This is a genomic window from Candidatus Saccharibacteria bacterium oral taxon 488 (assembly GCA_010202465.1).
GTDB lineage: Bacteria > Patescibacteriota > Saccharimonadia > Saccharimonadales > Saccharimonadaceae > Nanosynbacter.
This window is the reverse complement of record CP047919.1, coordinates 546107-572762: the sequence shown is the minus strand read 5'-3', so window position 1 is coordinate 572762 and position 26656 is coordinate 546107. Positions and strand designations below refer to the sequence as shown.

Below are 26656 nucleotides of genomic sequence, written 5' to 3'. Positions count from 1 at the left end.
CGGTGCGCACCATCGTTACCAAGTCAGGCAGCAAGATGGCATTCGTCGGGATCGAAGATAAGTTTGGTGAGGGCGAAGTGATCGTTTTTCCGAATTTGTATGAGCAAGTCGGCGCCAAGCTCGTCCAGGACGCTGTCATTCGGGTGACCGGCAAAAACTCAGCCCGTGATCGGGATGGTAATTTGGGCTCAGAGAGCAAGATGATTGCTGATGAAATTGAACTGATTTCTGACGATGACCTCCGGCAGTATCAGTCAACTGGCCGTAAAATGGAAGCGCCAAGAATGAGTAATAAAGTCAAGCAAGAGCGGCGTACAGCGTTCCGAACTCAAACGACTCAGCGAGCAGGCACGGCCCGAGTATCGACAGCGAAAGAGACGAACATGAAGTCAACACCGGCCGACGCGACAAACACGCCACGCGTCCAGCAGCCACGCACGCCGTGCCCGAGACAGAAAAGCTATTTCTTCATATCAAAAACCCGAGTGACCATGATAAACTAGTAGCACTCAAGTCACTCTGCTCCGAATACACTGGTGTGACTGATGTGGTGTTGGTGCTGGGTGAGGCCAATAAATCTGCCATGCGCATGCCGTTTCGTGTTGAGGCTGGCGACCAGCTCATGAGTCAGCTGCGTCAGGCACTGGGCGACGAGTGTGTAGTCTTGAAATAAATTTGAGCGTACTTTATTGAACTTTTATCTCTCGTCGTCGCAGGAGCTTATTATACCAGCGAATCATACCGCGCCGTACTGGTCGGCCGATCATATTACCAAGCGATGCGCCGATGGCGATGGCCACGCCGATCATGATGGCTCGTGCGAGGACGGCCAGTGACAATAAAAAATTCGGGGTCAGTTGGTGGATTTTCTATCACACCCATCAAGCCGTTGTAGAGCGACAGCCCGGCACCAGCGGTACGATGCCAGCAGCGATAATGGCTACTGAAGGAAAGCGCCACAGCCGGGATGCAGTACGCTGTCAATCCGACTACTGTTGCTGCGGCACCGCTGGCGATGACAACTCCGAGTGACCCAATTAGCGTACTTGACACCCACCATCCCAACACACCGACACCGCCGGCAATCAGCATTCCGAACAAACGCGCGTGATTGCCGGCCGCGAAACCTGCAGCAATGATCAGCGCCCCTAAGTATTGCGCGTATGTCTGCTGCTAGCCCCAGCCGATCTGGTGTAGCCGGAAAGCTAATCCCAAATCGCTGAATAATATATAGCCCGGTCATTACACCGACAACAATACCAGCCGTTCAGCTGTTTCTTTTGCAGCGTGATAATAAGCACTATTTGGATCGGTGCGCGCCGAGCAAAAGATGGTTATTGTTTTCTGATATTTCCGGAGGATCTCGTAGCCGCTCTGAATTTCATCTTCCATCTTGCCGAGGCGGAACATCGCCGCCTGTAGCTGCACATCGCGCGGAATACATGTATGTTGTGGAGTCATTGAAGTGCCCTTTTTGTTTTATAGCTAATAACTGGTTAACTATATCATGAAAAGTTGTTATTTGTCAATAATGCTACAATAGTAACGACATGGTGCCTTTAATCTCGTCTCCAACTATCGGCCGACCGGCGACCAGCCGACGGCGATTGCTCAGTTGGTGAACGGTTTGGAGCGGGGCGAGCGCGAGCAAACTCTATTGGGCGTGACCGGTTCGGGTAAGACGTTTACTATGGCGAATATCATTGCCCAAGCTAATGTACCGACGTTGATACTGGCGCACAACAAAACTTTGGCGGCGCAGCTATTCTCTGAGTTTAAGGAGTTCTTCCCAGACAATGAAGTCCATTATTTCGTCAGCTATTTTGATTATTATCAGCCAGAGGCTTACATTGCCAGTAGCGATACCTACATTGAGAAAGACTCGAAGATCAATGATGAAATCGATCGGCTGCGGCATGCCGCAACGTCGGCGCTGCTAACGCGGCGCGATGTGATCATTGTGGCCAGCGTGTCCTGTATTTATGGCATCGGTTCGCCAGAGACGTATGCTGACATGGCCATTCCAATTGACGGTCGGCGAGCGGCGGGTTCAGGATAAGTTTATTCGCTTACTAACTGACATTCAGTATAACGTAATGACATTGATTTTGCACGCGGCACTTTCAGGGTGCGCGGCGATGTGGTGGATATTTTCCCGGCTGGGCAGGACACGGCGGTGCGGGTGGAATTTTTTGGCGATGAAGTTGAGAGACTCACGCGAATTGATCCGCTGACGGGCGAGATTTTGGATCAGCCAAAGCAACTGACGATTTTCCCGTCTAGTCACTATTCGACGCCGCGTGAACGATTGAAAAAGCCATCATTGGCATCGAAAAGGAGTTTGACGAGCGGCTGAAGTGGTTTGAATCACACGATAAGTTACTGGAGGCACAGCGCCTCAGTCAACGCACCAAATATGACCTGGAGATGCTCAAAGAAACTGGTTTTGTCAAAGGCATTGAGAATTATTCGCGCTATTTGACTGACCGCGAGCCGGGCGAGCAACCAGCGACCTTGATTGATTATTTTCCGGACGATTGGCTGCTGCTGGTCGATGAGTCACATATGACCTTGCCCCAAGTCCGCGGTATGTATAACGGCGATCGGGCGCGTAAGGAAGTGTTGGTGGAGCACGGGTTTCGTCTGCCGAGTGCGTTAGATAACCGTCCGCTGAGGTTTGATGAGTTTGATCAGCATATTCATCAGGCGATTTATGTGTCGGCTACGCCGGGCGACTATGAAATTGCTCATTCGCCAAAGCCGGCTGAGCAGTTGATTCGGCCGACCGGGTTGCTTGATCCGCCAATTGAGGTGCGGCCGACTGAGGGCAGGTTGATGATTTGATGGAGGAGATTCGCCAGACTATCGCCAAGGGCCATCGCGTATTGGTGACCACCTTGACCAAGCGCATGGCCGAGGACTTAAGCGCTTATTTGACCGACAATGGCGTGAAAACGGCGTATCTACACAGTGAGATTGACACACTGGAACGCGGCGATATCTTGAAAGATCTGCGACTGGGGACGTACGATGTCTTGGTTGGTATCAATCTGCTGCGCGAGGGGTTGGATCTGCCAGAAGTCAGCCTGGTGGCGATTATGGACGCCGATAAAGAAGGTTTCTTGCGTAGTGAACAGCACTGATTCAGACGATTGGCCGGGCGGCGCGGCACGTGGACGGCGGGTGCTGATGTATGGCGATAACGTAACTGACAGCATGCGCCGAGCGATTGATGAGACCAATCGTCGGCGGCACATTCAGCAGCAATATAACGAAGCGCACGGCATCACGCCGCAAACCATCCAGAAGAAGATTGACGATGGCTGCGCTCCATCATCCCGCAAAAAGAATCGGACAAAAGCCGAAGCTTGATTTGAAGAAGATTCCAAAGGACGAATATCCAACGCTGGTCAAGGAGCTGACTGGTCAAATGGAACTCCATAGTGCTAATCTGGAGTTTGAAAAAGCCGCTCAGCTGCGCGATTTGATTGCAGAAATTCGCCAGACCATGTAGAATGAGGTTAGCATAAGCGGAGGTAATAATTATGACACAAAAGAAAACAGCATCAACACCAGAGATGGTGCAGCCGGTACAGGACACGGGCGCTCCACCAGTTCCACAATATGCTCCACAACCGACAGCGTACTATCCCCAGGCTGCTACCGATCCGGATCGCGGTAAGGCAAAATGGCTGACATTTGAGTATTTACTAGCAATGGTATCGACGGTCGTATCGGCGGTATTGTTTGCGCAAGTACTGGGGTCGTTGTTTACTGCTTGGGCAAAGGTTAATGGTGCAACGACAACGACGATAACTTCGATTGGCGGTTGGCTGGCCGATATATTATCGATAAACATGGTAACGCCGGGAACGGGTATAGTGATGGCGGGTGTATTGGCAACACTGTTTGCAATCGTTGCGCTCATCACATTTGGTCGCGTCTCACGGGCTATTCCAGATCGTGACAGCTACACCAGTAGTACGGCGTATAAAGTAGTAACATATGGTGCATTTGGTGCTTTGGTAATTCCAGCAATTGTACTGACGGCAAAGTTAGTAACAGTCCTCATCAGCTCGCTACTATTTGTCGGCGCTGGTGACGCTGGTACAGTGTATGGCGCGCTGTATCTCGGTGAGTTTGTACCATATCTCCTAGGGCTAGGAGTAATCGGTGCGACGCTGTGGATGCTTAAGGGGATTATCTCTGGCCGCAACACATCTAAGACGATGTCTCTGATCCTGTTGGGCGCAACAGGGGTGGTGCTGATTGCTGGAGCTATCACGGTAGCCGTTCAGGTGCACGATACTGGGTCCACATACACTAAAACCAATGTACAGCGCAATGTTCGTTCGACGATGTGCGATAAATACGGAGTCGGATGTGACTAATAAGACATCTGGGTGGGATAAGGACGGTGGGTTTGTGTTGCCGACCGTCCTTGTGGCGAGCATTATGCTGCTGCTGATCTTGCTAGCTGGTCTCCAGCTGGCGTCGGCAGCAGCTAATGCCTTGATGGAGCAGTATTATAATCAGCTGGCGCGTGAAGCGGCTGAGGCCGGCGTGGTGCGGATGAATGAATGTATCAGTCGTGGTCATGACAGCGCCATTGCCTCGGGCGTGCGTCCAGGTACCGATTGCCGCGGCAATGGTACGGCGATTGACGTATTTCGTAATGACAAATTACGTTCGTATTTTATTGGTGAATACACCTCAACAACTAACCCGCGGCGTGCTGATGTCAAGGGTTACCTTGAGTTGATTCGAAAATCTGATGGCCGCCCGTATAAAACCTATATTTACAATTCACGCCAGCAAGCTATCCCGGAAGTTGATTTTAAGGGAACGCGCGCCAGTAAGCGCTGGTGGTGTATCGGCGGGTCAGTCTGTCTCGATTTCGGTGTGGGCGGGTCAAATAAACCGACTCCACACCCTCATCCAACACACTCAAGTGGCCCATCCCATGAGGGTCTAACGACGATTTCCGATCGTAATGGTAATTTGAAATTCTACTCTGACGGACTTCGTATCTGGAACTCGGCACGGAATATTATGCAGGTTGATAGCTCGGCTCCCGATGGCAATCCAACATGTGACGATGGTCAAACAGCATACTATAGTGAATCACCACAGGGATTATGCGGTTCGCGTACTGGTACGCAGGCGGTGGTTGCTTTCCCGATCAATAAGGAAGAGTCTAAATATCTCGTAGTATCAAACTCGGCAAATGGTCGTGAGCGGGCAAAATTCGGCACGCTATACTACCACGTCGTTGATTTTACCAATGATCCACTCGGACGAGTGACGAAAAAGAACATGTCTATTGGCATGGCGGGCAGTTTTTCGCGCAACTATTCTGGCGAGGCGATGAATGCCGTGCCGAATAATGCGGGAAATGGTGCGGTGGTGTATACCTATCGGCCGGGTTCACCGAATCAAGTCTATGCCTTCAATATTTTCTCGACTGACAACGGAGCAACTATTCAGACGCCAAATGCAGCAGTGTATAATGTACCGTCTGGCCCGGCTCAGCCGTGTATCGTGCAACCAAATCCATCAAGCCCTTCACGAACGGGATTCGGCTCGATTAACTTTAACAACGAGGCTACCAAAATGTTAGTGTTTATGGGTGGTAGTGCCTGTCCAAATCGTAATGGTAACGCTGGAGTATTACACGTATTTGATATATCTGGGGCTGATACCAATATGACACCAATAGCTCACTGGTCAGTTGGCGTGCATAACAACAACCCACTTGACAGTAGCTTAGGATATGCTGCTGATTTCTCGCCAAATGGTGACCACGTCTACGTCTCGAAGTTGTATATTGGTGAATTATTCCGCTATGATATAACAAGTCGTAATAGTAGCACTATTAAAGCGAGCGAGCGATTCATCGGCTTCACTAGCTGTGAGCATTTCAGGGACTGTGCGGTTGCCGACTCTCTACCAAACTCGTCAGTGCCGAATCAACCTAGCTGGATGGGTCCTGGCTTTGGTGGCGATGGCGGCGGACAAGTTTTACGTGGCCCGGATGGTCGAGTATATGTGGCAGATCGTGGTGCCAACAAGATTAGTTATATTGAACGACCAGACGCACCAAATGCGGCAACCGATGCAGCAACGGCGGCAGCTATCGGCTGGAACCGCGGTGGGTTATCGCTTGGTTCTGGGATCAGTAGATATGGCCTACCACAGATGGTGACGCTCCATTCGCCGCGACTGCTAAGTTATTAGATTTTCCTCGAGACAGTGCTATAATAAACTGCATGACAACTATTTCTACCAGTGACATTCAGCACCTGGCGAGTTTGAGTAGTCTGGCATTAGCCGATGATGAAGTTGATGGACTGCGCCAGGATTTGGAAAACATAATTAGCTACATTGAGCAGCTGAGTAAGCTTGACACAGCTGGCGTAGAGCCGACCTATCAAGTAACGGGGCTGGCGAATGTCTGGCGCGAAGATGAGGTCCAGTCAGGGATTTCTCGAGACGAGTTGCTTGAGCTGGCGCCTGAAAAGCAGAACAATCAAGTGAAAGTGCCGCAGGTGCTGTGATGAGCCAGATTAGTGATTTTGCCGGAAAAAGTGCGGTCGAAAATGTTAAAGAAACACTGCGGCGGGCGCGCGACATTGAAGAATACCATGCACTACTCAGTTTAGCGGAAGAGCGGGCGCTGGAGCGTGCCGAACTGGTGGATAAGGGTGAGATTTCTGGCCGGCTGGCTGGTGTGCCGTTTGTGGTGAAAGACAATTTCTTGGCCTTTGGAGCGCCGACGACTGCTGCCTCGAAGATGCTCGAGAATTTTAACGCACCATTGCAGGCCACGGCCGTTGAAAAACTAGAGGCTGAAGGCGCAATTTGCATCGGCAAGGCGAACTTGGATGCCTTTGCTCACGGCGGTTCGACGGAAAATTCAGCCTTTGGTCCGACCAAAAACGCTACGGATAAAACTCGGGTAGCCGGCGGTTCGTCAGGCGGCTCGGCGGTGGTGACGGCGCTTGATGTGGTGCCGTTTGCGTTGGGTACCGACACTGGCGGGTCAATTCGCCAGCCAGCCAGTTTTAACGGTGTGGTCGGTGTCAAGCCAACCTACGGCGCAGTCAGCCGTTACGGTGTGGTAGCCATGGCCTCGAGTACGGACACCATTGGTTGTTTCGCCACGAACGCTGATGACGCTAATGTGGTGATGGAAATTATGGCGGGCCGCGACGACAAGGATACGACGACGCTGCCTGACTTTTGGCGGAACCAGCCAGGCTTTAGAAAGAAAAAGATTGGCTTGGTTAAGCAATGTATGACTGACGATGTGGACGCGGCAGTTCGCCAGAAAACTCTTGATTATGCTGAAAAATTAAAACAGCTGGGCTATGAAATTGAAGAAGTAGGTCTGAGTATGATGCAATATTCGCTGGCGATGTACTATATTATTGTGCCGGCAGAGTTGTCGTCAAATCTAGCGCGCTATGATGGCGTGCGTTATGGTCACCGAGCGGCCGAGGTAAAAACGCTGGCGGAATTGTACGGCCGCAGCCGTAACGAAGGTTTTATGACGGAGAATAAGCGGCGGATTATGATCGGTAGCTTCGTGTTGTCGAGCGGCTTTTTTGACGCTTATTATATGCAGGCGCAAAAAGCGCGCACGCTGCTCATCAACGAGTTCAAGGAATTGTTTACTGAGTACGATGCGCTGCTGACGCCGACGGCACCAACGCCGGCATTCAAGCTTGGCGAGAACACTAGTGATCCGATCAAGATGTATCTGTCTGATATCATGACCGTGCCGGCCAGTCTGGCCGGACTGCCAGCAATTTCTGTGCCAGCTGGAAATAATGACGAAGGATTACCGATCGGCGTGCAGCTAGTTGGTAATTACCGTTCGGACGGAAGCCTGCTGAAACTGGCGGCGGAAGTGGGGGTCATCTGATGGATGGATTGTTGATCGCGCTAGTGGTAGCGGCGCTGGTGATTGGTGGCCTATTGATGCTGTTTATTCAGTTGACGTCGAAGCGAACAGAGAAGCTCGACCGGGAACTATACCGAAGAGTCTGGCAGGCGGTGCAGCGTGTGGCTGATACAAACAACCCCGACAGTCTGCAAATGGCGATTATCAAAGCTGACAAGCTGCTCGACCGGGCGATGCGCGAATATGGCGTTAGCGGCACGACGATGGGTGAACGACTCAAGGCGCGGCGTGGTCTGTGGACACATGAGGACGCGATTTGGTCGGCACATAAACTGCGTAATCAAATTGCCCACGAAAGTCGAGTCACCATCACCACCCAGACATTCAAGCGGGCAATGGCCGCATTTGAGCAAGCATTAAAAGATTTGGGAGCGTTATGATGAGTGTATATGATGAATATGAAATGACCATTGGTATCGAGTGCCACGTCCAGCTGGCGACCAAAACTAAGCTGTTTAGCCCGGCTGATAACGACGCTCGCGACGCTGAGCCGAACGAAAAAACGCACGAGATTGACTTTGGCCTGCCAGGAATGCTGCCGGTGCTGAATAAACACGCTGTCGAGCTGGCGGTGCGTGCTGGCAAGGCGTTGAATGCGCCGATTGCCCGCGTTAGCCGGTTTGATCGCAAGCATTATTTCTACCCTGACCTGCCAAAGGGCTATCAAACCTCGCAGATGTACCAGCCGATCATCTTGGCTGGCTATGTTGACGCGCCACTAGAAGACGGTTCGCTCAAACGAGTGCGAATTCATCACGCGCACATGGAAGAGGATGCTGGCAAATTGACGCACCACGACGGGTACTCGTTGGTCGACCTCAACCGCGCTGGTACGCCGCTGATTGAAATCGTTTCTGAACCGGATATTCATTCTGCCGAGGAGGCCAAAGCGTACGCTTCGGAGTTGCACAAATTGATGGTCTACGCAGGTGTGACGCACGGTGATTTGTATCACGGCAATATGCGGTTTGATGTCAATATTTCGGTGGCCAAGAAAGGAGCGACCGAACTCGGCAAGCGCGCCGAAGTCAAAAACCTCAACTCTTTCCGTAGCGTGGAGCGTGCCGCTGAGTACGAGTTCAAGCGCCAAGTTGACCTATTGGAGCGTGGTGAACAGGTAGCTCAGGAAACCCGCGGCTGGAGTGATGACAAGCAAGTCACCACTCCACAGCGCTCGAAAGAGGACGCGCAGGATTACCGCTACATGCCTGATCCGGACATTCCGCCGATTGTGTTGACTGACGAGGAAATCGCTAGTATGCAGGAACATATGCCACTGATGCCGGGCGAGTGCCGAGAGCGTTGGGCTGATCTGGGGTTGGATCATTCGGTGATTACGACGATACTCGGCCATCAGCCGCTCGCGATATTGCTTGATGCTATCAAGACGCTGACGGTACATAACGAGCAGGCTGTCCTTGATGAGCTAGGAGTTGACAAGATAAAATATCAGCGGCTGGTCAAGCGGATCTTTAACTGGTTTGCCTCGACGCCGGAGGATCTAATTGATATGGATCTCATCAATGAGGGTCATGTTGGGCCGCGTCGGTTGACGGAGTTATCACTGCTTGTTGAGGATGACGAGGTCAGTTCAACTGGTGGCAAAGAGATTTTCCTTAGTCTATTCGACCGACAATATCTCAAACAGGGGCCGCGTGAGATTGCTCAAATCAAGAACTTGCTGCAGGTGTCTGACGAGGGGGTGATCGCAGCCATCGTTGACGAAGTATTGAATGACCCAGCCTCGGTGGCATCCATCGCTGATATTCGCTCGGGCAAAGACAAAGCCATCGGCTATCTCGTCGGTCAAGTCATGAAGCGTTCTAAGGGTCAGGCCAATCCAAGCTTGGCACAAAAACTAATTCGGGAGCGGCTATAGCATGAAAACATTCACACGTATTCAACCAACCACCACGCAAACAGTCGGCGAGGCGTTCAAGTGTTCGGCCGTCATCAAGCGGTATCAAACAGAGGATGGTGAGCAGCATGAGTTTACAACCTTCTTTTCTGAGGAGTTAGTGTCAGTGTTGGTGGTGGCAGTGACGACGGATAACAAGATCGCTATGACCTATCAGTTTCGAGCTGGCCCAGAGAGGTGGCTCTATGATTTTCCCGGTGGTGACGGGGAGCCGGGCGAATCAGTAGAAACAGTGGCGCGGCGTGAGCTAGTGGAAGAGACTGGTTGTACACCGGGGCACTTTGAATATATTGGTGAATGTTATGAGGGCCCGTACATTAACATCAAGATTGCAGTGTACTTGGCGACTGATTGCGTGTACAATGAGGATACAATTCACCTTGATGAAGCTGAAAGTAGCCAGGGCGCTGAACTACGGTTTGTTTCAGCGGCAGAGTTGTTTGCTATCGCTCGGGCGGGTAATTTATGTGTGACAGGGCCATTCGCGCTTTTGTTTGATTATTTAGATAACCTACGACAGGAGGAACTATCATGAAAAAACCAACCAAGGCTATCATCGCTGCCGCCGGCTTCGGTACGCGGTTCTTGCCGCAGACCAAGGCCATGCCAAAAGAAATGATGCCGCTGATCGACAAGCCGATTATCCAATACGTCGTCGAGGAATTAGTCGAGGCCGGCATCAAAGATATCATTATCATCGGTAGCGCCAACAAACGAGCAATTGAGGATCATTTTGACAGGCCGAACGAGGAGCTGCTAGTCAATCTGCGGGCGGGCGGCGCCAAGAAGCAGCCACTGATTGACATCGTGAATAATTTGTCAGAAATGGCTAACTTTGTCTATATCCGCCAGAAAGGCCCGTACGGCAATGCCACGCCGTTGACCTGCGCCGCACATTTGATCAATGGTGATGAGCCGGTTATTTATACGTTTGCGGATGACTTTATCGCTGCTAGCCCTAGCCGATTTCGCCAGATGATCACTGCGGCGCAAAAATTAGACGGCGCGGTGCTATCGTGCAAGAAGATTATTGATGATGCTGAATTTGATCGCTACGGCGTGGTTAACGGTGAGCAGGTTGCTGACGGTGTGATCAAGATGACGAACATTGTTGAAAAACCAGGCAAAGCTAATGCCCCATCCGATCTCGCGAGTGTCAGTAGCTATCTGCTGCCGGGCGAGTTCTTTACCTATCTCGATAAGGCCAAACATGCGTTTGATGGTCACGGCGAATTTACAGTGCAGCCGATTATGCAGAGTATGATTGATGACGGCCATAGTTTTTATGGCGTGGAAATTACCAATGGCATGTACTATGACACTGGCGACAAGCTAGAGTATCTCAAGACAGTGATCGATTTTGGCATGCGTGATCCGAAGCTTGGTGCGAGCCTTCGTGAATATCTAGTCAAGCGGCTTGAGGAAAATGGCGCCAACTAAATCGTCAAGAGAAAGTGGCCATGAGGACAAGAAGGCCGCCGACCCACGTCCCTCGGTAGCCCGCCGAGCCATTCATCGCATCAAGCGTGACAATGAAAACGGCGCTCGGCAAGCAATGATTGAAGACTTGTTTTTTGATTTTCATCGATCGCGGCGGCAAATCTATTGGATAAACTTTTGGCGCGGCTTTTTCTTTGGCATGGGTAGCCTCGTGGGTGTGACGGTGTTGATCATGGTGTCGGCTTGGCTGCTGGGGCGGTTTGCCGACGTCTTTCCAGCGCTGGCGGATTTTCTCAATCAGTTGATTGATACCATGCAGCGCCGGCGCTAACATGCTATACTTGGTGGAGAAAGAGGAGGTGGCGCCCAAGGAGGCGTGATAGATAATGGCTACCAAACATACGACAGCTTCAGTCCAAGCCGCGGCCGCGTTGCAGCCGTCTGATTACGTACACCTACACAATCACACCCACCATTCGCTTCTGGATGGGCTGACTAAAATTCCTGACATGGTGGCGCGGGTGAAGGAGCTGGGTATGGAGGCCTGTGCCATTACTGACCACGGCACGATGTCGGGCGCGATTGAGTTTTATAAAGCAGCCAAGAATGTTGGTATCAAGCCAATCATCGGTATCGAAACCTATGTGGCAGCCCGCACTCGTCATGACCGCGACCCAGCTAAGGACAAGGCACGCTATCACCTGACGCTACTGGCCATGAATCACAAGGGCTATCAAAATCTGATGCAGCTCAGCACCATCGCTAACCTCGAAGGTGTCTATTACAAGCCGCGCATTGACCACGAGCTACTGGAGCAATACAACGAAGGCATCATCTGTATGTCTGGTTGTATCGGTGGTGAGCTGGGTGAGAATTTGCGCAATGATGATTATGAAAAGGCCAAGGAAATCGCTGGCTGGTACAAGTCGGTGTTTGGTGATCGCTACTACATGGAGCTACAAGATCACGGTCATCCCGAGGCGCGCAGTCACTGGCCGGAGCAGAAAAAAGTCAATGATTACATCGAGCGCATCAGCGAGGAACTAGACATTCCCTGTGTGGTGACCAGCGACGGCCATTACCTCAATCACGAAGACCAAGAGGCACATGAGATTCTGCTATGCGTTGGTACCGGCGCATATTTGAGTGATGAAAAGCGGATGAGCTTGAAGGACTTTGAGCTGCATTTGACCACACCAGAAGACATCATTTCGCGGTGGCAAACCACCAATCCGCAGGCAATTGCCAATACCAAAGCCATCGCCGATCGGTGCGACGTAGAAATTAAACTTGGTGATATTCTCATCCCGAAATTCCCAACGCCAAACGGTGAGTCCGAGAAAGAATATCTGGATCACCTAGTGTATAGCGGTATGGCAGCACGGTATGCTGGTATGAAGCTGGAGGATGCAAAGAAGCTGCCAAATGATCAGCTGCGAGCCAAGTTATCAGAGGCGCAGCTAGAGCGACTAGATATGGAATTCGGCGTGCTCGACAACATGGGCTATAACGGCTACTTTTTGATCGTCCAGGACTTTATCAACTGGGGCAAATCTCAAGGAATTATTTTTGGCCCGGGGCGTGGCTCAGCAGCTGGCTCTATCATCGCCTATGCTCTAAACATCACCGACCTTGATCCGCTGCATTATGACCTGCTGTTTGAGCGCTTCCTTAACCCGGATCGTATTTCCATGCCCGACATCGATATCGACATTCAAGACACCCGCCGCGGTGAGGTGATTGAATATTGTGCCAAGAAATATGGCCCAGAACGAGTGGCTAACATCTGTACCTTTGGTACCATGGCGGCGCGTGCTTCGGTGCGTGACGTGGCGCGGGTGCTGCAGGTACCATATGGCGAGTCGGACCGGCTGGCCAAGCTCATTCCACCGCCCGTTCAGGGCCGGCATGTGCCTATCAAAAAGTCGCTCGAGGAAGATCCTGACCTTAAAAAAGAATACGAAACCAACCCGACTGCCAAAACGGTTTATGACTTTGCGTCGCAGCTGGAAGGAACGATTCGTTCGCACGGTGTGCATGCCGCCGGCGTGGTGATTGCGCCGGATGATTTGGTGAAATACGTGCCGCTCGAGATGGCGCAAAAGGGCGTGGTGGCAACGCAGTATCCGATGGGCCCGGTGGAAGAGCTTGGGCTGCTGAAGATGGACTTTTTGGGTCTGTCTAACTTGTCCATCATCAACAACGCCCTGCGTATTATTCGTAAAGTCTACAAAACGGATATTGATTTATCAACACTGCCGCTGGATGATGAAGAAACCTACAAATTATTCCAGCGCGGCGACACCACTGGCGTGTTCCAGTTGGAATCGGCTGGCATGAAGCGGTACCTGCGCGATCTCAAGCCGAGTGTCTTTGAAGACATCATCGCCATGGTGGCGTTGTACCGCCCGGGGCCGATGCAGTTTATCGACTCATTCATCAAGCGCAAGCACGGCGAAGAAGAAATCACCTACTTGCACCCCGGTATGGAAAACTCGCTGAAGAATACGTACGGCATCTTGGTCTATCAGGAGCAGTTTATGCAGATTTCCAAAGAGTGGTGTGGCTTTACCGGTGGCCAAGCCGACACCCTGCGTAAGGCAGTCGGTAAAAAGAAAATTGACCTGATGAAAAAGGTCAAGCCAGAGTTTGTCGAAGGCGCGGTCAAGGTTGGTGGTGCGACTAAGGAAATCGCTGAGCAGTTTTGGGATGCATTGGAAGAATTTGCTAACTACTGTTTCAATAAGAGTCACGCGGCGTGTTATGGCTTGATCGCCTATTGGACGGCGTATCTCAAGGCGCATTACCCTGACGCTTTCATGGCGGCGCTGATGACCAGTGATCAGGACGACACCGAGCGCCTGGCCATCGAGATGACCGAGTGTAAGCACATGGGCATTGAAGTGCTTAACCCGGATGTTAATGAGTCATTTGTCGAGTTCGCGGTGGTGCCTGGTGAAAAGAAGATTCGTTTTGGTATGGCAGCGGTCAAGGGCGTCGGTGTCGGCGCGGTGGAAGAAATTATTCGTGCTCGCGAGGCTGATGGCCCGTTCAAGTCGGTCGAAGATTTTGCCAAGCGAGTGTCGACCAGCAAGTTTAACCGCAAGGCTTGGGAGTCGCTGATCAAAACTGGTGCCTTTGATAGCTTTGGTGATCGGTCTGATTTATTATTTAATCTTGATACCATTGTCGCCTTTGCTCAAAAGACTCAGAAAGAGGCCGCGTCGGGGCAGACTGACCTGTTTGGTATGCTTGGTGATGAGTCGGCTGATGTTCAGCCAACGATGCAGCTACAGCCGGCGCCGGCCAAACACACCAACAAAGAGCGGCTGATGTGGGAGCGCGAGCTGATGGGGCTGTATATTTCGGCGCACCCGCTCGATGCGTATGAAACATACCTCAGTGAGCAGGCCCAGCCACTAACGCAGCTGGTGCCAGAATACGACGGTCGCCTGATGACGATCGGCGGTATTATCACGACGGTGCGCACCATCGTTACCAAGTCAGGCAGCAAGATGGCATTCGTCGGGATCGAAGATAAGTTTGGTGAGGGCGAAGTGATCGTTTTTCCGAATTTGTATGAGCAAGTCGGCGCCAAGCTCGTCCAGGACGCTGTCATTCGGGTGACCGGCAAAAACTCAGCCCGTGATCGGGATGGTAATTTGGGCTCAGAGAGCAAGATGATTGCTGATGAAATTGAACTGATTTCTGACGATGACCTCCGGCAGTATCAGTCAACTGGCCGTAAAATGGAAGCGCCAAGAATGAGTAATAAAGTCAAGCAAGAGCGGCGTACAGCGTTCCGAACTCAAACGACTCAGCGAGCAGGCACGGCCCGAGTATCGACAGCGAAAGAGACGAACATGAAGTCAACACCGGCCGACGCGACAAACACGCCACCGCGTCCAGCAGCCACGCACGCCGTGCCCGAGACAGAAAAGCTATTTCTTCATATCAAAAACCCGAGTGACCATGATAAACTAGTAGCACTCAAGTCACTCTGCTCCGAATACACTGGTGTGACTGATGTGGTGTTGGTGCTGGGTGAGGCCAATAAATCTGCCATGCGCATGCCGTTTCGTGTTGAGGCTGGCGACCAGCTCATGAGTCAGCTGCGTCAGGCACTGGGCGACGAGTGTGTAGTCTTGAAATAAAATTTGAGCGTACTTTATTGAACTTTTATCTCTCGTCGTCGCAGGAGCTTATTATACCAGCGAATCATACCGCGCCGTACTGGTCGGCCGATCATATTACCAAGCGATGCGCCGATGGCGATGGCCACGCCGATCATGATGGCTCGTGCGAGGACGGCCAGTGACAATAAAAATTCGGGGTCAGTTGGTGGATTTTCTATCACACCCATCAAGCCGTTGTAGAGCGACAAGCCCGGCACCAGCGGTACGATGCCAGCAGCGATAATGGCTACTGAAGGAAAGCGCCACAGCCGGGATGCCAGTACCGCTGTCAATCCGACTACTGTTGCTGCGGCACCGCTGGCGATGACAACTCCGAGTGACCCAATTAGCGTACTTGACACCCACCATCCCAACACACCGACACCGCCGGCAATCAGCATTCCGAACAAACGCGCGTGATTGCCGGCCGCGAAACCTGCAGCAATGATCAGCGCCCCTAAGTATTGCGCTCGTATGTCTGCTGCTAGCCCCAGCCGATCTGGTGTAGCCGGAAAGCTAATCCCAAATCGCTGAATAATATATAGCCCGGTCATTACACCGACAACAATACCCATCGTCGCCATAGTTACCCGCAGCAGTCGGGCATTTGCTGTTACATAATATTCATCAATCGCATCCTGAAAAGCACCGACGATCATCAGTCCTGCCACCAACAACACGATACCGCTGATCACCAGCATTGTTGTATCAACCTGCCAGCCCAGCCAGCCATTTAGCCACTGGGCAGCGCCCGCCGCCAGGGTGATTAGGAGTGCGGTAATGATTTGCAGGTAAAATGTTGCGAGACCCCATTTGTCCAGAATCCTCATTGTCGCCGTCGCCACGAAGCCCATCACAAACGCTAGTCCGCTCATCAGGATCGAGCCGTTAAATAAAATCACCACGCCCATCGACACGCTACCGCCTGCTAGGCAGACGATCCAGCGCGAGTGCTCTCGTGGGCCTGCTAATAATTCCTCAGTGCGTTTTTCAGCTTCGGCCAGTGGTAAATGATGGTCACGGATTGTGAGGGCGAGGTTTTGCAATGCCTGAATTGTCTGGTAATTAACGTATTTTAAGGTAATCGTCCGCACTAAGGTGAGTGGTTCACGTTCGGTACCGCGGTCTTGGGACATGGTAATGAGTGTCGAGCTAACATCAATGTGAACTCGTCGCCTGCAGTATGTGCCAGTGATCCCCAGCGCCATATGTACCACGTCCCGAGCAGCCACCCCCATCGCCAGTAGCTCCTCGGCGATTGTCATCGTCATCCGTAGCGCTCGCATATTTGGTGTCAGGCTTTCGTCGATTTTATCTAATTGCCAAACGGGTGCTGGCACTGGCAGTCGTGGTATGCGCCCTAATGATCGCTTGATAAATTCAGGTACTTTTCTTTTCACAGCTGTTTTCACATCACTACTATAGCGCCTCTTGGCTAAAATGAAAATAGTTTAGTGGGTCGAGACCTGCATGGGTGATACAATAAGCTTATGGACGAACGGCAGATAGCTCAACTTGAGACAATAAAAAATAAAGTGCGTGATATATTAGGCGGCGACCCATCAGGCCATGCTGATGATCACGTTGAGCGGGTGGCACTGCTGGCGGAACGTTTTGCGAGCGAATGTAATGAGCCGGTAGACCTGTACGAAGTGCTATTGACGGCTTGGTTGCATGACATTGACGATTACAAATTAGTCGGCAAAGCGCAGGCGGAGAAATTGACGAACGCGGTCAATAGTATGGCGGAGGCGGGAGTGGCCGCTGACTTATGCCAGGCGGTATTAGAAAATATTGCGGCGATTGGTTATGGCAAACGGCTGGACGGGCAGCAGCCGCAGCGGTTGGCAGGGCAGCTAGTGTCTGACGCTGACATGTGCGATGCTATTGGCGCGGTTGGGATTGAGCGAGGATTGATGTATGCCTGCCATCACGGTGGGCGGATTTTTGACCCCGCGGTTTGGCCAAATGTTGATCTAGCGGCGGAAGAATACGACATTAACGGCAACACGCATGATACCGACGGCTTTATTAATCACTTTTTTGAGAAGTTGCTGAAATTGAAAGGCTTGATGCTGACGGAGCCGGGGCGAATAGAAGCGAGGAAGCGTCAGCACGTTATGGTTGATTTCCTTCATGCCTATTTCCGCGAAAAGAATGTGCCGGAGTGGAGTCAGTTTTTGGAAGGGTATTTACTTGATATAACTAAGACAAATGATTTACAATAGGCGGACAAGGACTATAGTATGAGTGAAGTTTCAGGAAATATGTACTCGCTGCTTGCAGAACGCAGCATTCATGACAGAATGAAAGATCGCGAAGTTCCGTATAACGTTGTTGGCGGGCTAGGTCTGCATGCAGTTACCAATGCTGCCGAAATTGATTGGGGTAATCGTGTTGTTTGTCTGCCCAATGGTGTGGATTTACCGCGTCTACGTAAAAACGGTACGGTGCGAGACCTTGATACATTAGTGCAAAGCACAGATAAGACTGTTGTGAAGAGTTGTCGGCAGGAAATTACCGATGCTATCGGTGATAAGTTGGTAGTTTCGGCATTTGGACTTAATCCATACGAAAAAAATCGTCGTGGTATATTTGATTTCGTCGGCGATCGTTATGTTGATGATGAAGGTCGTTTATACTGGCGCCTCGGCGGTATTGAGACGGAAATTCCCCCAGCTAGTCTTGATCAGTGGCTTGTGAAGAGAGATGGCGAGACAGTATGCGCTATCCTTAATCCAATTGCTCAATTAGGAGCGTACGGATGTCGTTCAATTACCGGCTGGCGTCCAAAAGACACAGAAAAAGTCGAGGAACTAATAAAAGTTATAATGCCAAACCGCAAAATTTCAGACATTCCGCAAGATTGTCGCGACCAGTATTATACATTTAGAGAACAATCGAGAAAAGTTGCCGAAGCTAGACAAAAGTTAGGCTGGTTTGGGCTAAAGGCCGGATTATTGTCATTCCTTGAGCGCCAAGAGTGGGCGGTACGACTTGCTCAGGGCGAGCTGGATGGTGTGCTCAGTGGTTTTGTCGGCAAGACGTGATCGCTTGATATAATGGTAGCTGTGAATCAACGGTTGCAGCAAAAACTCAAAACCTTACCCTGCACTCCCGGTGTCTATTTTCATAAGTCAGCCAGCGGCGAGATTATTTATGTGGGCAAGGCGGCGGTGCTGAAAAACCGCGTGCGTCAGTATTTTCAGGATTCGCGCGGTCGGGACAATAAAACCATGGCGCTGGTGGCGGAAATTGCTGATACTGATTGGATTGAGACCGAGAGCGAGGTTGATGCTTTGTTTCTGGAAAGCGAGATGGTCAAGCGTTATATGCCGCGCTACAACGTACTGCTGCGCGACGATAAATCGCAGATGTATGTGCGAATCGACATGAAAAGTGAGTGGCCGACCGTCAGTTTTACGCGCAATCCAGCCGATGACGGCGCAGAATATGTTGGCCCGTTTTATAATGGCTTTGCCTTGAAAAAAGCCCTGCGATATTTGCGGCGAGTGTTTCCGTATTTGACCAGGCAGAGGCGACCAGGGCAGTCGAAGTTGGATGAAGATTTGGGCTTGAGCCCGCGGCTGAGTGATGGATCAGCTGCCTATAAAGCTAATTTACGCAAACTCATCAGCTACATCAAGGGCAATCGTAAAGCCATCGCTGCCGAGCTGGAACGCGACATGAAAACGGCGGCTGGACTGCATGATTTTGAGCGGGCGGCTGATCTTCGCAATAAGCTCAGCGCCATGCGGGAGTTACAGCGGCGGGTTTGTTTTGGCGACAAAGAATTCTTGGATATTTCTAAAGACAAGGCGCTGGCTGATTTGGCGAAATTGTTGGGTCTAAAAGATATCCCAGTGCGCATCGAGGGCTATGACATTTCACACATGAGCGGCCGGCAAGTTGTCTCCAGCATGGTGGTATTTACCAATGGCGTGAGCGACCGGGCGGAGTACCGCAAGTTCAAAGTCAGTGAGAAAAATGATGACACCGGCAATATCTATCAGACGATTTTTCGCCGGCTGAGTGAGCGTCATCTGAAAAGTTGGGGTCGTCCTGATCTGCTACTGATTGACGGCGGCAAAGGTCAACTAGCGGCAGCCATTAGAGCGCGTGATGAGCGTGGCGTCACCGTGCCGATTGTCAGCATCGCCAAGCGCGAGGAAGAATTATTGGTGCATAAGACTGGTTCGCAAATTGACATAGCGTTCATTGAGCAGGTTCGGCTGCAGTTGCGGGTAGATATTGCCATCCATGAAGACGGCGATGTTTATATAGTGAATTTACATCCGAGTCGGCGCAACGCCAGTTCGCATTCAAAAAACTTACGAGCTAGCATGGAGCAAACTCGCAACGAACGTCCGACGGCGGACGAGAATACCCTTGCGACAACCGACATCGTCAAACTGTTCCAGCGCATCCGCGACGAGTCACATCGCTTTGCCGTAAGCTATCACACCGCGCTCAAACGTCAGCAGCAAACGAAAAACCAGCTGGAGGAAATTCCTGGCATTGGGCCAAAAACCCGCGCCAAATTGCTGAAAAAATTTGGTAGCATCAGCCGTATACGGAATGCCTCACTCACCGACCTGGAAAAAATCGTGGATAAAGAGCTAGCGAAAAAGATTATGCTTATGCTATCATCATAAGTATGAGTCGCAAGTATGGATTTACCGTCATAGAAATACTAATTGTCGTTGTGGTTATCGGCATCTTGGCGGGTATCGGTCTCGTCAGCTATAACGGGTGGCGCAAAGAGACGGTGCGTAAGGCTATAACGTCAGATCTACAGAATGCGCTATCAGCGGCGGAGCAGGAGAAAAACTTCAAAGGGTCATACCCAACGACATTGCCGCAGTCGTTCAAGAGTGGCTCGCCAGACATCGTAATCACTGTACGAACAATCCCACCGTCTGGTTCGACGCCAGCCGCGATCTGCATTGAGGGGACGAGTAGTCGCCAGCAGCTCCAGCTGCACATCAAGAACACTGAGCGCAAGGTAGTCGACGGCGCCTGTTAGCGTTATGATATAATGAAATGTAGTCATGAGACGACAATTTGCAATATTTTTTGTCAGGTGGATACTTAATTCTGTTGGCATCTGGGTGGCGGTGCGGCTTCTCGGGACGAGTGAGCCAGTGGTCGAGACGACGGCAACGTTTGTCCTCGCTGGCCTAATCTTTTCGATCGTCAACTCTATCTTAAAACCAATCGTTGTCATTTTATCACTACCGGCGATCTTGCTCACACTCGGTTTATTTACGCTGGTGGTGAATGGCATCATGGTTTACATATCATTGGCGCTGGCGCCGGGATTATCCATGAGTTTTGGCTCGTCGATTCTTGCCGGAATCATACTCAGTCTGGTAAACTATATAGTAAGTAGCGCCTTCGTTATCAAGCCGGCGCCAGAATAAGGAGAAAGCATGTTACTTGATACTATTTTGCCGTATGTCACATTAGGATCAGCCATTTTGATGATCATTGCCATATTGTTGCAGCAGCGTGGCGCGAGCCTAGGTGCAGGCTTTGGCTCGTCGGGCGAACTGTTCACCACGCGGCGAGGTTTTGACAAGAACTTGTTTGATGTGACTATCGTGTTTGCTGTTGTGTTCGTACTGTCGATCTTGGCGAGTTTGGTGCTGCCGAGTCTGAAGGGCTAGGAGCGCGCCTTGGACACAAAAAAATCATCTTGGAAAAAATTTCTGCGGCTGGACTTCGCAACAAAAGATCTTGATGGGCAAGCGCAAAAACTGACTAAAACGACCTTGCGTCACACGCATATGTTTATCTCTTCGCGCCTCGAACATTTGGCTGGAGTCAAGCGCCATGTCCTGGGGTGGATCTTTCTGGTTATTTTGTTAATTACGGTCAGCATGGTGCAGTGGCTGTCATTTCGTGAATTGTACGCTCATAATGCACCAGCCAGGGGTGGGTCGTACTCAGAGGGCGTGCTGGGGCCATTAGAGACACTGAACCCAATCTTTGCTCGTAGTAGTGCCGAAAAGTCAGCGGCCCGACTGATGTTTGCGAGTCTTTATAATTATGATACAACCGGGCACATCAAGGGCGACCTCGCTGAGTCGGTCACAGTCAATGAGGCCGAGACTGAGTACATGGTCAAATTGCGCCGTAATCTCAAGTGGTCAGACGGAGCGCCGCTGGATGCTCGCGACGTGGTGTTTACTGTTAATCTACTCAAGGATGCACGGACACAATCGTCAATTACTGGCTGGCAGTCGATCAACGTCAAGCAGGTTGACGAGCGGACAGTACAATTTACTCTGCCAGCCCCGTATGCACCATTCATGCACGCTCTCACCTTTCCGATTTTACCTCAGCACAGCCTCAGTGAAGTTAATCCGGCTGAGCTACGCGAGCATGGTTATGGTAAGTCGCCCGTAACCTCTGGGCCGTTTGCCATGCGGATTTTACAGAATGCTAATGCTGATGGGTCGAAAAAAGTGCTTCATCTCGTGGCGAACTCGCAGTATCATCATGGTGCGCCGAAGCTGGATCGCTTTCAGCTGTATGTATATCCGACGCGGGACGAGATCACCAAAGGTCTCAAGACGAGTGAAATTATGGCGACACCGGAGTTATCATACATGGCTCAGTCAGACCAGATCCGTCATATGTATGCCTCGCGGTCGTACGCTATTAACGATGGTGTCTACGCATTATTTAACACCCAGAGCGAAGTGGTGAGTTCGCGCAAAGTTCGACAAGCGCTGGTCCAGTCGATTAATACCCAGGCGCTGCGCGAGAAGTTTGCCTTTGCGAGGAAGCCACTACATGGCCCAATTTTTGACGACCAAGTGGACGGGCAGCTGGCCGGTCGTTTGCCGTATGACACAGAAGCAGCGAAAAAATTACTGGACGAAGAAGGATGGAAGGTGGTCGGTAATCAGCGTAAAAAGGGTGAGCAGGTTTTGCAATTGTCGTTCGTGACGCTCAAGGGCTCTGATTTTGAAACTATTGCGCGTGAACTCGTAAAAGTCTGGCAGGAAACGCTGCATATCACCGTTGATTTACGGGTGGTTGATCCAAATGATGCCTCGCAGAACGTTTTGCAGTCGGTCCTGCGGCCGCGCGGTTTTGATGTGCTATTGTATGAGTTGGTGCTGGGCGGTGACGCCGATGTCTTTGCCTATTGGCATTCGTCACAGGCCAATCAAGGCGGTCTCAATTTTGCTAATTATAATAGCGCCGTAGCTGATGATGCCCTCGCAGCTGGTCGTGCCAAACGGAGTGCTAAGCAGCGAGTTAGCAAATACCAAGCGTTTACCAAGCATTGGCAGTCCGATGTGCCGGCCCTCGCACTATATCAAGTGCAACTGGACTACATTCACTTGCGTTCCGTGTCGGCGCTTGATAAGTCAATGCGGTTGGTATATCCCACCGATCGGTTTGCTGACGTGATCTACTGGACAGTTCGCCGCGAATCCGTTTACAAAACACCGTAATCAGGTATAATGGTAGGTGGTCATGCGGGCGTGGCGGAATTGGTAGACGCGCTAGCTTGAGGGGCTAGTGAGCATTACGCTCGTGGAAGTTCAAGTCTTCTCGCTCGCACCAAATGTAACAGAGCGGCGCGTTGGCGGAGCGGTTACGCAGAGGTCTGCAAAACCTTTTAGACGAGTTCGACTCTCGTACGTGCCTCCAGGATTGTCGATAAAAGCTCTCTTGGAGAGCTATAATTATAAATAAAAATATTGAGTGAAATAAAGTTGAATTTGTAACTGAATTTTTGTATTTTGCGAAGGGAGAATATTGAGTTATGTTTTCAATATCAGGTGCAGTATTATTTGGAATTATAGCAACTATGACCGTTCTTGTTGCTTGCGGCTTGCCTTTGGGCGAATTTACCATGGGTGGACAACATAAAATCTTACCTAAGAAATTTAGAGTTATGGCAGTCATTTCGGTGGTTATCCAAATTTTTGCAATGATCATTATTTTGCAAGCCGGGGGTTTTATTTCCTTATGGTTGCCTTTTACGGTTACCAAATATATTTGTCTCTTCTTCGCCGCTTACCTAACTTTGAATACGATTATGAACATGATTTCAAAAAGTAAGAAAGAAAAATATGTTATGACTCCGATCTCACTTATAGCCGGAATATGTTTTTGGATAACGGCATTTCAGATGTAGTATGTAAAATGAGGGTAAGCTACAGCGCGTCACACTGGAATTTGACAGCAACATTTATATAAATGATTGTCAATGATATTATTGTGGTATTGATGGATACAGGAGGCACAAAGATGATGAAACATAACAGATTGCTTCATTGAATAGAACAATTTTTGAGATAGTAAATCGAGAAAAGTTTACTGTTTTTCTTGCTTAGTTTTCAAAATAAAAGCGTCAATAAAGTAAAAAAGTACAGTCGTCTTTATTATGTAGTAGGTGAATTTCTTTGGCAGACTTTTCGTTTGGTATACTGGGCAGCAAGATGCCAGTGTCATCTCGTTCTTAGGCCAACTATCTACACCATATTGGCGCGTAGGGTGTACATTTTACTTTATAAATATAGTATACTATGGAGGTATGCGCGAGTGGCGGAATTGGTAGACGCGAGGGACTTAAAATCCCTTGACCAAAAGTCGTGCGGGTTCGATTCCCGCCTCGCGCACCATAATCGTTACAAAAGCCGCCGGTAAGAGGCGGCTTTCGCGATGGATAGTTGAGTTCTAGTGTGCCAGGTAAATCAGGTGTTTCGCCCGGTCATCTTTCGCCGAAAGATATAGATAGCGAGTGTAAAGATAACGGTGGTATAACACAAAACAATCAGTAGATGTGGTGTGATGACTTGCCAATTCCCCTCAATGCTGCCTTTAATGGCGGCAACACTGTGGTAAAATGGCAGTGCTTCCGCAACCATTTTAAAACCACCGCCGATGAGATCAACCGGGACAAATACGCCCGACAGCCAGCCAGCGACATTGGTGAGCAGGGCGCCACATATACCGCCAACTGCTCGCTCGTTAATGAGACTGCCGAAGAATAACCCACATCCAACAAATAGAAGCGACGTTACCGTTGTAATAACGATTGCCCCAATAATATGCACTGAAAAGTCGAGCCCGATAAAGCAGGCGATAACGAGGGTAATCACTGCCTGCATGATAGCAATGATAATCATCGGAATTGTGTATCCAATGATAAAATCTCGGGCTGTCATAGGCGAGGTAAACAGACGCATCAGGAATGATGAGGTTCGGTCTTTTGCTAGGAGCATACCTGAGAATAGTGCTAGGAATGCCGTACCGAACATTGCGATACCTGGTGCCAAATTTTTGATGGCAAACATAGTATTATTGGCTTCGGCGGGAATGCTGGCATTTATAATAGAGAGCAGTCCAAGCAAAACGAGTGGAAAGACTAATCCAAAGAATAGATTGATCGGATCGCGTACAACTTCTTTTGTACAGCGTTTAGCAAATAGTAATGATCTCATCGAATACCTCCTACAAGTGCTACAAACGCATCCTCGAGAGTGCGCGTATTGGTTTGTTTTTGCAGTTCTGCTACTGTACCGATTGCCACGAGCTTGCCGCGCGCCATAACGCCGACACGATCAGACAATGCTTCAATTTCCTCGAGATAGTGAGTTGTGAGCAGCGTCGTCACTGTACCTTTGAGCAACTGGATCGCCTCCCATAACTCACGGCGCGAAAAAATATCAAGACCTAGCGTTGGTTCGTCAATGAATAATATTTTTGGATTTGAGATGAGTGCCATGGCGATCGACAGGCGTCGCTGCATGCCGCCAGACAAATGCTTAGCTTTTTTATGTTCGACAGTTTCGAGCTTGAATTGGCTTGCCATACGCGAGGCGCTCTCACTGGCGTTATGAGCAGATTGTCCGTAGAGTCCAGCGATCAGTTCGAGATTCTCGCGGACTGATAAATTACCAGCTACAGCAGTTTCTTGCGGTGAAACGTTGATCATCTGTTTGACTGCCTGAGATTTTTCGGTAATACTATTGCCGAGTAAAATAGCATCACCTTGTGTTGGCTGGCTTAAGCAAGATAACATTTTAATCAGTGTCGTCTTACCCGCACCATTGACACCGAGTAGTGAAAATAACTCACCCTTTTCAATTGATAGATTAAGGCTGTCGACTGCGACAAAGTCACCGTAGCGTTTTGTTAAGTTGGTCGCAGTGATTGCATTCATGATTTCATCTCCGTATCATTGAGTACGGCGGTGATTGTATCAATGACTTTATTCTTAGTCGGAATAGCAATTCCTTGCTGCTTGTCGCCGAGCATGATAAGTGTATCGCCAGGCTTGATATTAAAAATATCTCGTGCCTCTTTGGGTATCACAATTTGCCCGCGTTCGCCAACCTTGACTGTCCAAGCATGTCTACTCTTTGGTTTTGTCATATAATTCCTTTCTTTCATATAAATATGATTTATATGAATAAGTATACGACTATGATGAGCTGCGTGTCAACAATGAGTTGGCATGATTTTGCCACTATACGACTCGTGTGTATGGTATAATTATGTGTATAAGGTACTAACCATAAGGAGAATAGAACATGGATGCAGTAATAATAACCTTAATTATCGTTGGTGTCGTTATCGTTCTGATCGTGGCGTTTTTGATCGGTACGTACAACGGACTGGTAACACTGCGTAACCGCGTCGAGGAAGCATGGAGTGATATCACTGTCCAGCTCAAACGCCGGACTGACTTGATTCCAAACCTGGTTAACTCAGTCAAGGGCTACGCCACGCACGAGAAAGAAGTATTTGAAAAGGTTACTGAAGCGCGATCGGCCATTATGGGTGCCAAAGGCGTGGCCGATACGGCTCAGGCAGAGAATATGTTAGAGGGTGCCCTAAAGAGCCTGTTCGCTGTCGCTGAGGCGTATCCGGAATTGAAGGCTAATGAGAACTTCTTGCAGCTACAGCAAGAGCTGGTTGATACTGAGGATAAGATCCAGGCATCGCGTCGCTTTTACAATGGCGGCGTTCGCGATCTGAACACAAGGATTCAAAGGTTCCCAGCTAACATGGTTGCCGGTATGTTCGGCTTCCAGGCCAAGGAGTTCTTTGAGGTTGCTGATCGAGCAAGTGTTGAGAATCCAGTCGAGGTGAAATTCTAAGGCAGGATAATCTTTGCCTGAACTA

Annotated in this window: 27 protein-coding genes, 3 tRNA genes and 1 pseudogene; 25 read left to right on the top strand and 6 right to left on the bottom strand. The window is 50.2% G+C overall.

The window, feature by feature from the left end:
- Positions 1 to 2: 2 nt before the first annotated feature.
- Complete coding sequence (locus tag GWK76_03110) at positions 3 to 503, top strand: hypothetical protein (protein ID QHU92285.1); 501 nt, start codon at positions 3 to 5, stop codon at positions 501 to 503.
- A 265-nt stretch (positions 504 to 768) separates the two neighbouring features.
- Here the strand turns inward: GWK76_03110 and GWK76_03105 are convergent, their stop codons facing one another.
- Entirely contained in the window at positions 769 to 1101 is a 333-nt protein-coding gene (locus GWK76_03105; protein ID QHU92284.1) for a hypothetical protein, read from the bottom strand.
- A gap of 141 nt (positions 1102 to 1242) precedes the next feature.
- Positions 1243 to 1461 carry a hypothetical protein gene (locus GWK76_03100; GenBank protein QHU92283.1) on the bottom strand — a complete coding sequence of 73 codons (219 nt, stop codon included), beginning with the start codon at positions 1459 to 1461 and terminating at the stop codon, positions 1243 to 1245.
- Between the two features lie 145 nt (positions 1462 to 1606).
- Here GWK76_03100 and uvrB point away from each other — a divergent pair.
- The 12 genes and pseudogenes from uvrB (at position 1607) to dnaE (ending at position 15478) form a co-directional block, all read left to right on the top strand.
- Positions 1607 to 3372: pseudogene (gene uvrB / locus GWK76_03095) on the top strand (excinuclease ABC subunit UvrB).
- Between the two features lies 1 nt (position 3373).
- On the top strand, positions 3374 to 3514 hold the full coding sequence (locus tag GWK76_03090; protein QHU92282.1) for a hypothetical protein: 141 nt from the start codon (positions 3374 to 3376) through the stop codon (positions 3512 to 3514).
- Positions 3515 to 3545: 31 nt separating this feature from the next.
- Positions 3546 to 4391, top strand: coding sequence for a hypothetical protein (locus GWK76_03085; protein QHU92281.1), 846 nt, complete (start codon positions 3546 to 3548; stop codon positions 4389 to 4391).
- Positions 4384 to 6237, top strand: a complete 1854-nt coding sequence (locus tag GWK76_03080) for a hypothetical protein (protein ID QHU92280.1) — start codon at positions 4384 to 4386, stop codon at positions 6235 to 6237. The genes GWK76_03085 and GWK76_03080 overlap by 8 nt, the downstream gene beginning before the upstream one ends.
- Positions 6238 to 6269: 32 nt before the next feature.
- A complete protein-coding gene (gene gatC / locus GWK76_03075) occupies positions 6270 to 6557 on the top strand; it encodes an Asp-tRNA(Asn)/Glu-tRNA(Gln) amidotransferase subunit GatC (protein QHU92279.1) in 288 nt (95 codons plus the stop codon).
- Positions 6557 to 7927, top strand: coding sequence for an Asp-tRNA(Asn)/Glu-tRNA(Gln) amidotransferase subunit GatA (gatA, locus tag GWK76_03070; GenBank protein QHU92278.1), 1371 nt, complete (start codon positions 6557 to 6559; stop codon positions 7925 to 7927). The genes gatC and gatA overlap by 1 nt, the downstream gene beginning before the upstream one ends.
- A complete protein-coding gene (locus GWK76_03065) occupies positions 7927 to 8346 on the top strand; it encodes a hypothetical protein (GenBank protein QHU92277.1) in 420 nt (139 codons plus the stop codon). The genes gatA and GWK76_03065 overlap by 1 nt, the downstream gene beginning before the upstream one ends.
- On the top strand, positions 8343 to 9845 hold the full coding sequence (gatB, locus tag GWK76_03060) for an Asp-tRNA(Asn)/Glu-tRNA(Gln) amidotransferase subunit GatB (protein QHU92276.1): 1503 nt from the start codon (positions 8343 to 8345) through the stop codon (positions 9843 to 9845). Before GWK76_03065 ends, gatB begins: the two co-directional genes overlap by 4 nt.
- A gap of 1 nt (position 9846) precedes the next feature.
- Positions 9847 to 10419, top strand: coding sequence for an NUDIX domain-containing protein (locus GWK76_03055; protein QHU92275.1), 573 nt, complete (start codon positions 9847 to 9849; stop codon positions 10417 to 10419).
- Positions 10416 to 11324: an NTP transferase domain-containing protein gene (locus GWK76_03050; GenBank protein QHU92274.1), complete on the top strand. Its 909-nt coding sequence runs from the start codon at positions 10416 to 10418 to the stop codon at positions 11322 to 11324. The genes GWK76_03055 and GWK76_03050 overlap by 4 nt, the downstream gene beginning before the upstream one ends.
- Positions 11311 to 11655, top strand: a complete 345-nt coding sequence (locus GWK76_03045; protein ID QHU92273.1) for a hypothetical protein — start codon at positions 11311 to 11313, stop codon at positions 11653 to 11655. The genes GWK76_03050 and GWK76_03045 overlap by 14 nt, the downstream gene beginning before the upstream one ends.
- Before the next feature lie 55 nt (positions 11656 to 11710).
- Positions 11711 to 15478: a DNA polymerase III subunit alpha gene (gene dnaE, locus GWK76_03040; GenBank protein ID QHU92272.1), complete on the top strand. Its 3768-nt coding sequence runs from the start codon at positions 11711 to 11713 to the stop codon at positions 15476 to 15478.
- A 14-nt stretch (positions 15479 to 15492) separates the two neighbouring features.
- Here dnaE and GWK76_03035 read toward each other — a convergent pair whose 3' ends face one another.
- Positions 15493 to 16911: a threonine/serine exporter family protein gene (locus GWK76_03035; GenBank protein ID QHU92271.1), complete on the bottom strand. Its 1419-nt coding sequence runs from the start codon at positions 16909 to 16911 to the stop codon at positions 15493 to 15495.
- Between the two features lie 78 nt (positions 16912 to 16989).
- Between GWK76_03035 and GWK76_03030 the strand changes: the two genes are divergently transcribed.
- From GWK76_03030 to GWK76_02980, 11 genes are all read left to right on the top strand, one after another.
- Positions 16990 to 17727 (top strand): phosphohydrolase, encoded by a 738-nt coding sequence (locus tag GWK76_03030; protein ID QHU92270.1) that lies wholly within the window; start codon positions 16990 to 16992, stop codon positions 17725 to 17727.
- Between the two features lie 18 nt (positions 17728 to 17745).
- Positions 17746 to 18549 carry a hypothetical protein gene (locus GWK76_03025; GenBank protein QHU92269.1) on the top strand — a complete coding sequence of 268 codons (804 nt, stop codon included), beginning with the start codon at positions 17746 to 17748 and terminating at the stop codon, positions 18547 to 18549.
- A gap of 21 nt (positions 18550 to 18570) precedes the next feature.
- Positions 18571 to 20154: a GIY-YIG nuclease family protein gene (locus GWK76_03020; protein ID QHU92268.1), complete on the top strand. Its 1584-nt coding sequence runs from the start codon at positions 18571 to 18573 to the stop codon at positions 20152 to 20154.
- Between the two features lie 2 nt (positions 20155 to 20156).
- Entirely contained in the window at positions 20157 to 20525 is a 369-nt protein-coding gene (locus GWK76_03015) for a prepilin-type N-terminal cleavage/methylation domain-containing protein (GenBank protein ID QHU92267.1), read from the top strand.
- A gap of 25 nt (positions 20526 to 20550) precedes the next feature.
- Positions 20551 to 20922 (top strand): phage holin family protein, encoded by a 372-nt coding sequence (locus GWK76_03010; GenBank protein ID QHU92266.1) that lies wholly within the window; start codon positions 20551 to 20553, stop codon positions 20920 to 20922.
- A 9-nt stretch (positions 20923 to 20931) separates the two neighbouring features.
- Entirely contained in the window at positions 20932 to 21168 is a 237-nt protein-coding gene (secG, locus tag GWK76_03005) for a preprotein translocase subunit SecG (GenBank protein QHU92265.1), read from the top strand.
- Positions 21169 to 21177: 9 nt separating this feature from the next.
- Entirely contained in the window at positions 21178 to 22971 is a 1794-nt protein-coding gene (locus GWK76_03000; GenBank protein QHU92264.1) for a hypothetical protein, read from the top strand.
- Positions 22972 to 22995: 24 nt separating this feature from the next.
- Positions 22996 to 23083 (top strand) — tRNA-Leu (locus GWK76_02995).
- Between the two features lie 13 nt (positions 23084 to 23096).
- Positions 23097 to 23170, top strand: a tRNA-Cys gene (locus GWK76_02990).
- A 115-nt stretch (positions 23171 to 23285) separates the two neighbouring features.
- Positions 23286 to 23660, top strand: a complete 375-nt coding sequence (locus GWK76_02985) for a hypothetical protein (protein QHU92263.1) — start codon at positions 23286 to 23288, stop codon at positions 23658 to 23660.
- A 401-nt stretch (positions 23661 to 24061) separates the two neighbouring features.
- Positions 24062 to 24147, top strand: a tRNA-Leu gene (locus GWK76_02980).
- 72 nt (positions 24148 to 24219) lie between these two features.
- Here GWK76_02980 and GWK76_02975 read toward each other — a convergent pair.
- The 3 genes from GWK76_02975 to GWK76_02965 are packed head-to-tail and all read right to left on the bottom strand — an operon-like array spanning position 24220 to position 25903.
- Positions 24220 to 24969 carry an ABC transporter permease gene (locus GWK76_02975; GenBank protein QHU92262.1) on the bottom strand — a complete coding sequence of 250 codons (750 nt, stop codon included), beginning with the start codon at positions 24967 to 24969 and terminating at the stop codon, positions 24220 to 24222.
- A complete protein-coding gene (locus GWK76_02970; protein QHU92261.1) occupies positions 24966 to 25691 on the bottom strand; it encodes an ATP-binding cassette domain-containing protein in 726 nt (241 codons plus the stop codon). Before GWK76_02970 ends, GWK76_02975 begins: the two co-directional genes overlap by 4 nt.
- A complete protein-coding gene (locus tag GWK76_02965; protein ID QHU92260.1) occupies positions 25688 to 25903 on the bottom strand; it encodes an AbrB/MazE/SpoVT family DNA-binding domain-containing protein in 216 nt (71 codons plus the stop codon). The genes GWK76_02970 and GWK76_02965 overlap by 4 nt, the downstream gene beginning before the upstream one ends.
- Before the next feature lie 158 nt (positions 25904 to 26061).
- On the opposite strand from GWK76_02965, the gene GWK76_02960 reads away from it, so the two are divergent.
- A complete protein-coding gene (locus GWK76_02960) occupies positions 26062 to 26631 on the top strand; it encodes a LemA family protein (protein QHU92259.1) in 570 nt (189 codons plus the stop codon).
- Positions 26632 to 26656: the final 25 nt, after the last annotated feature.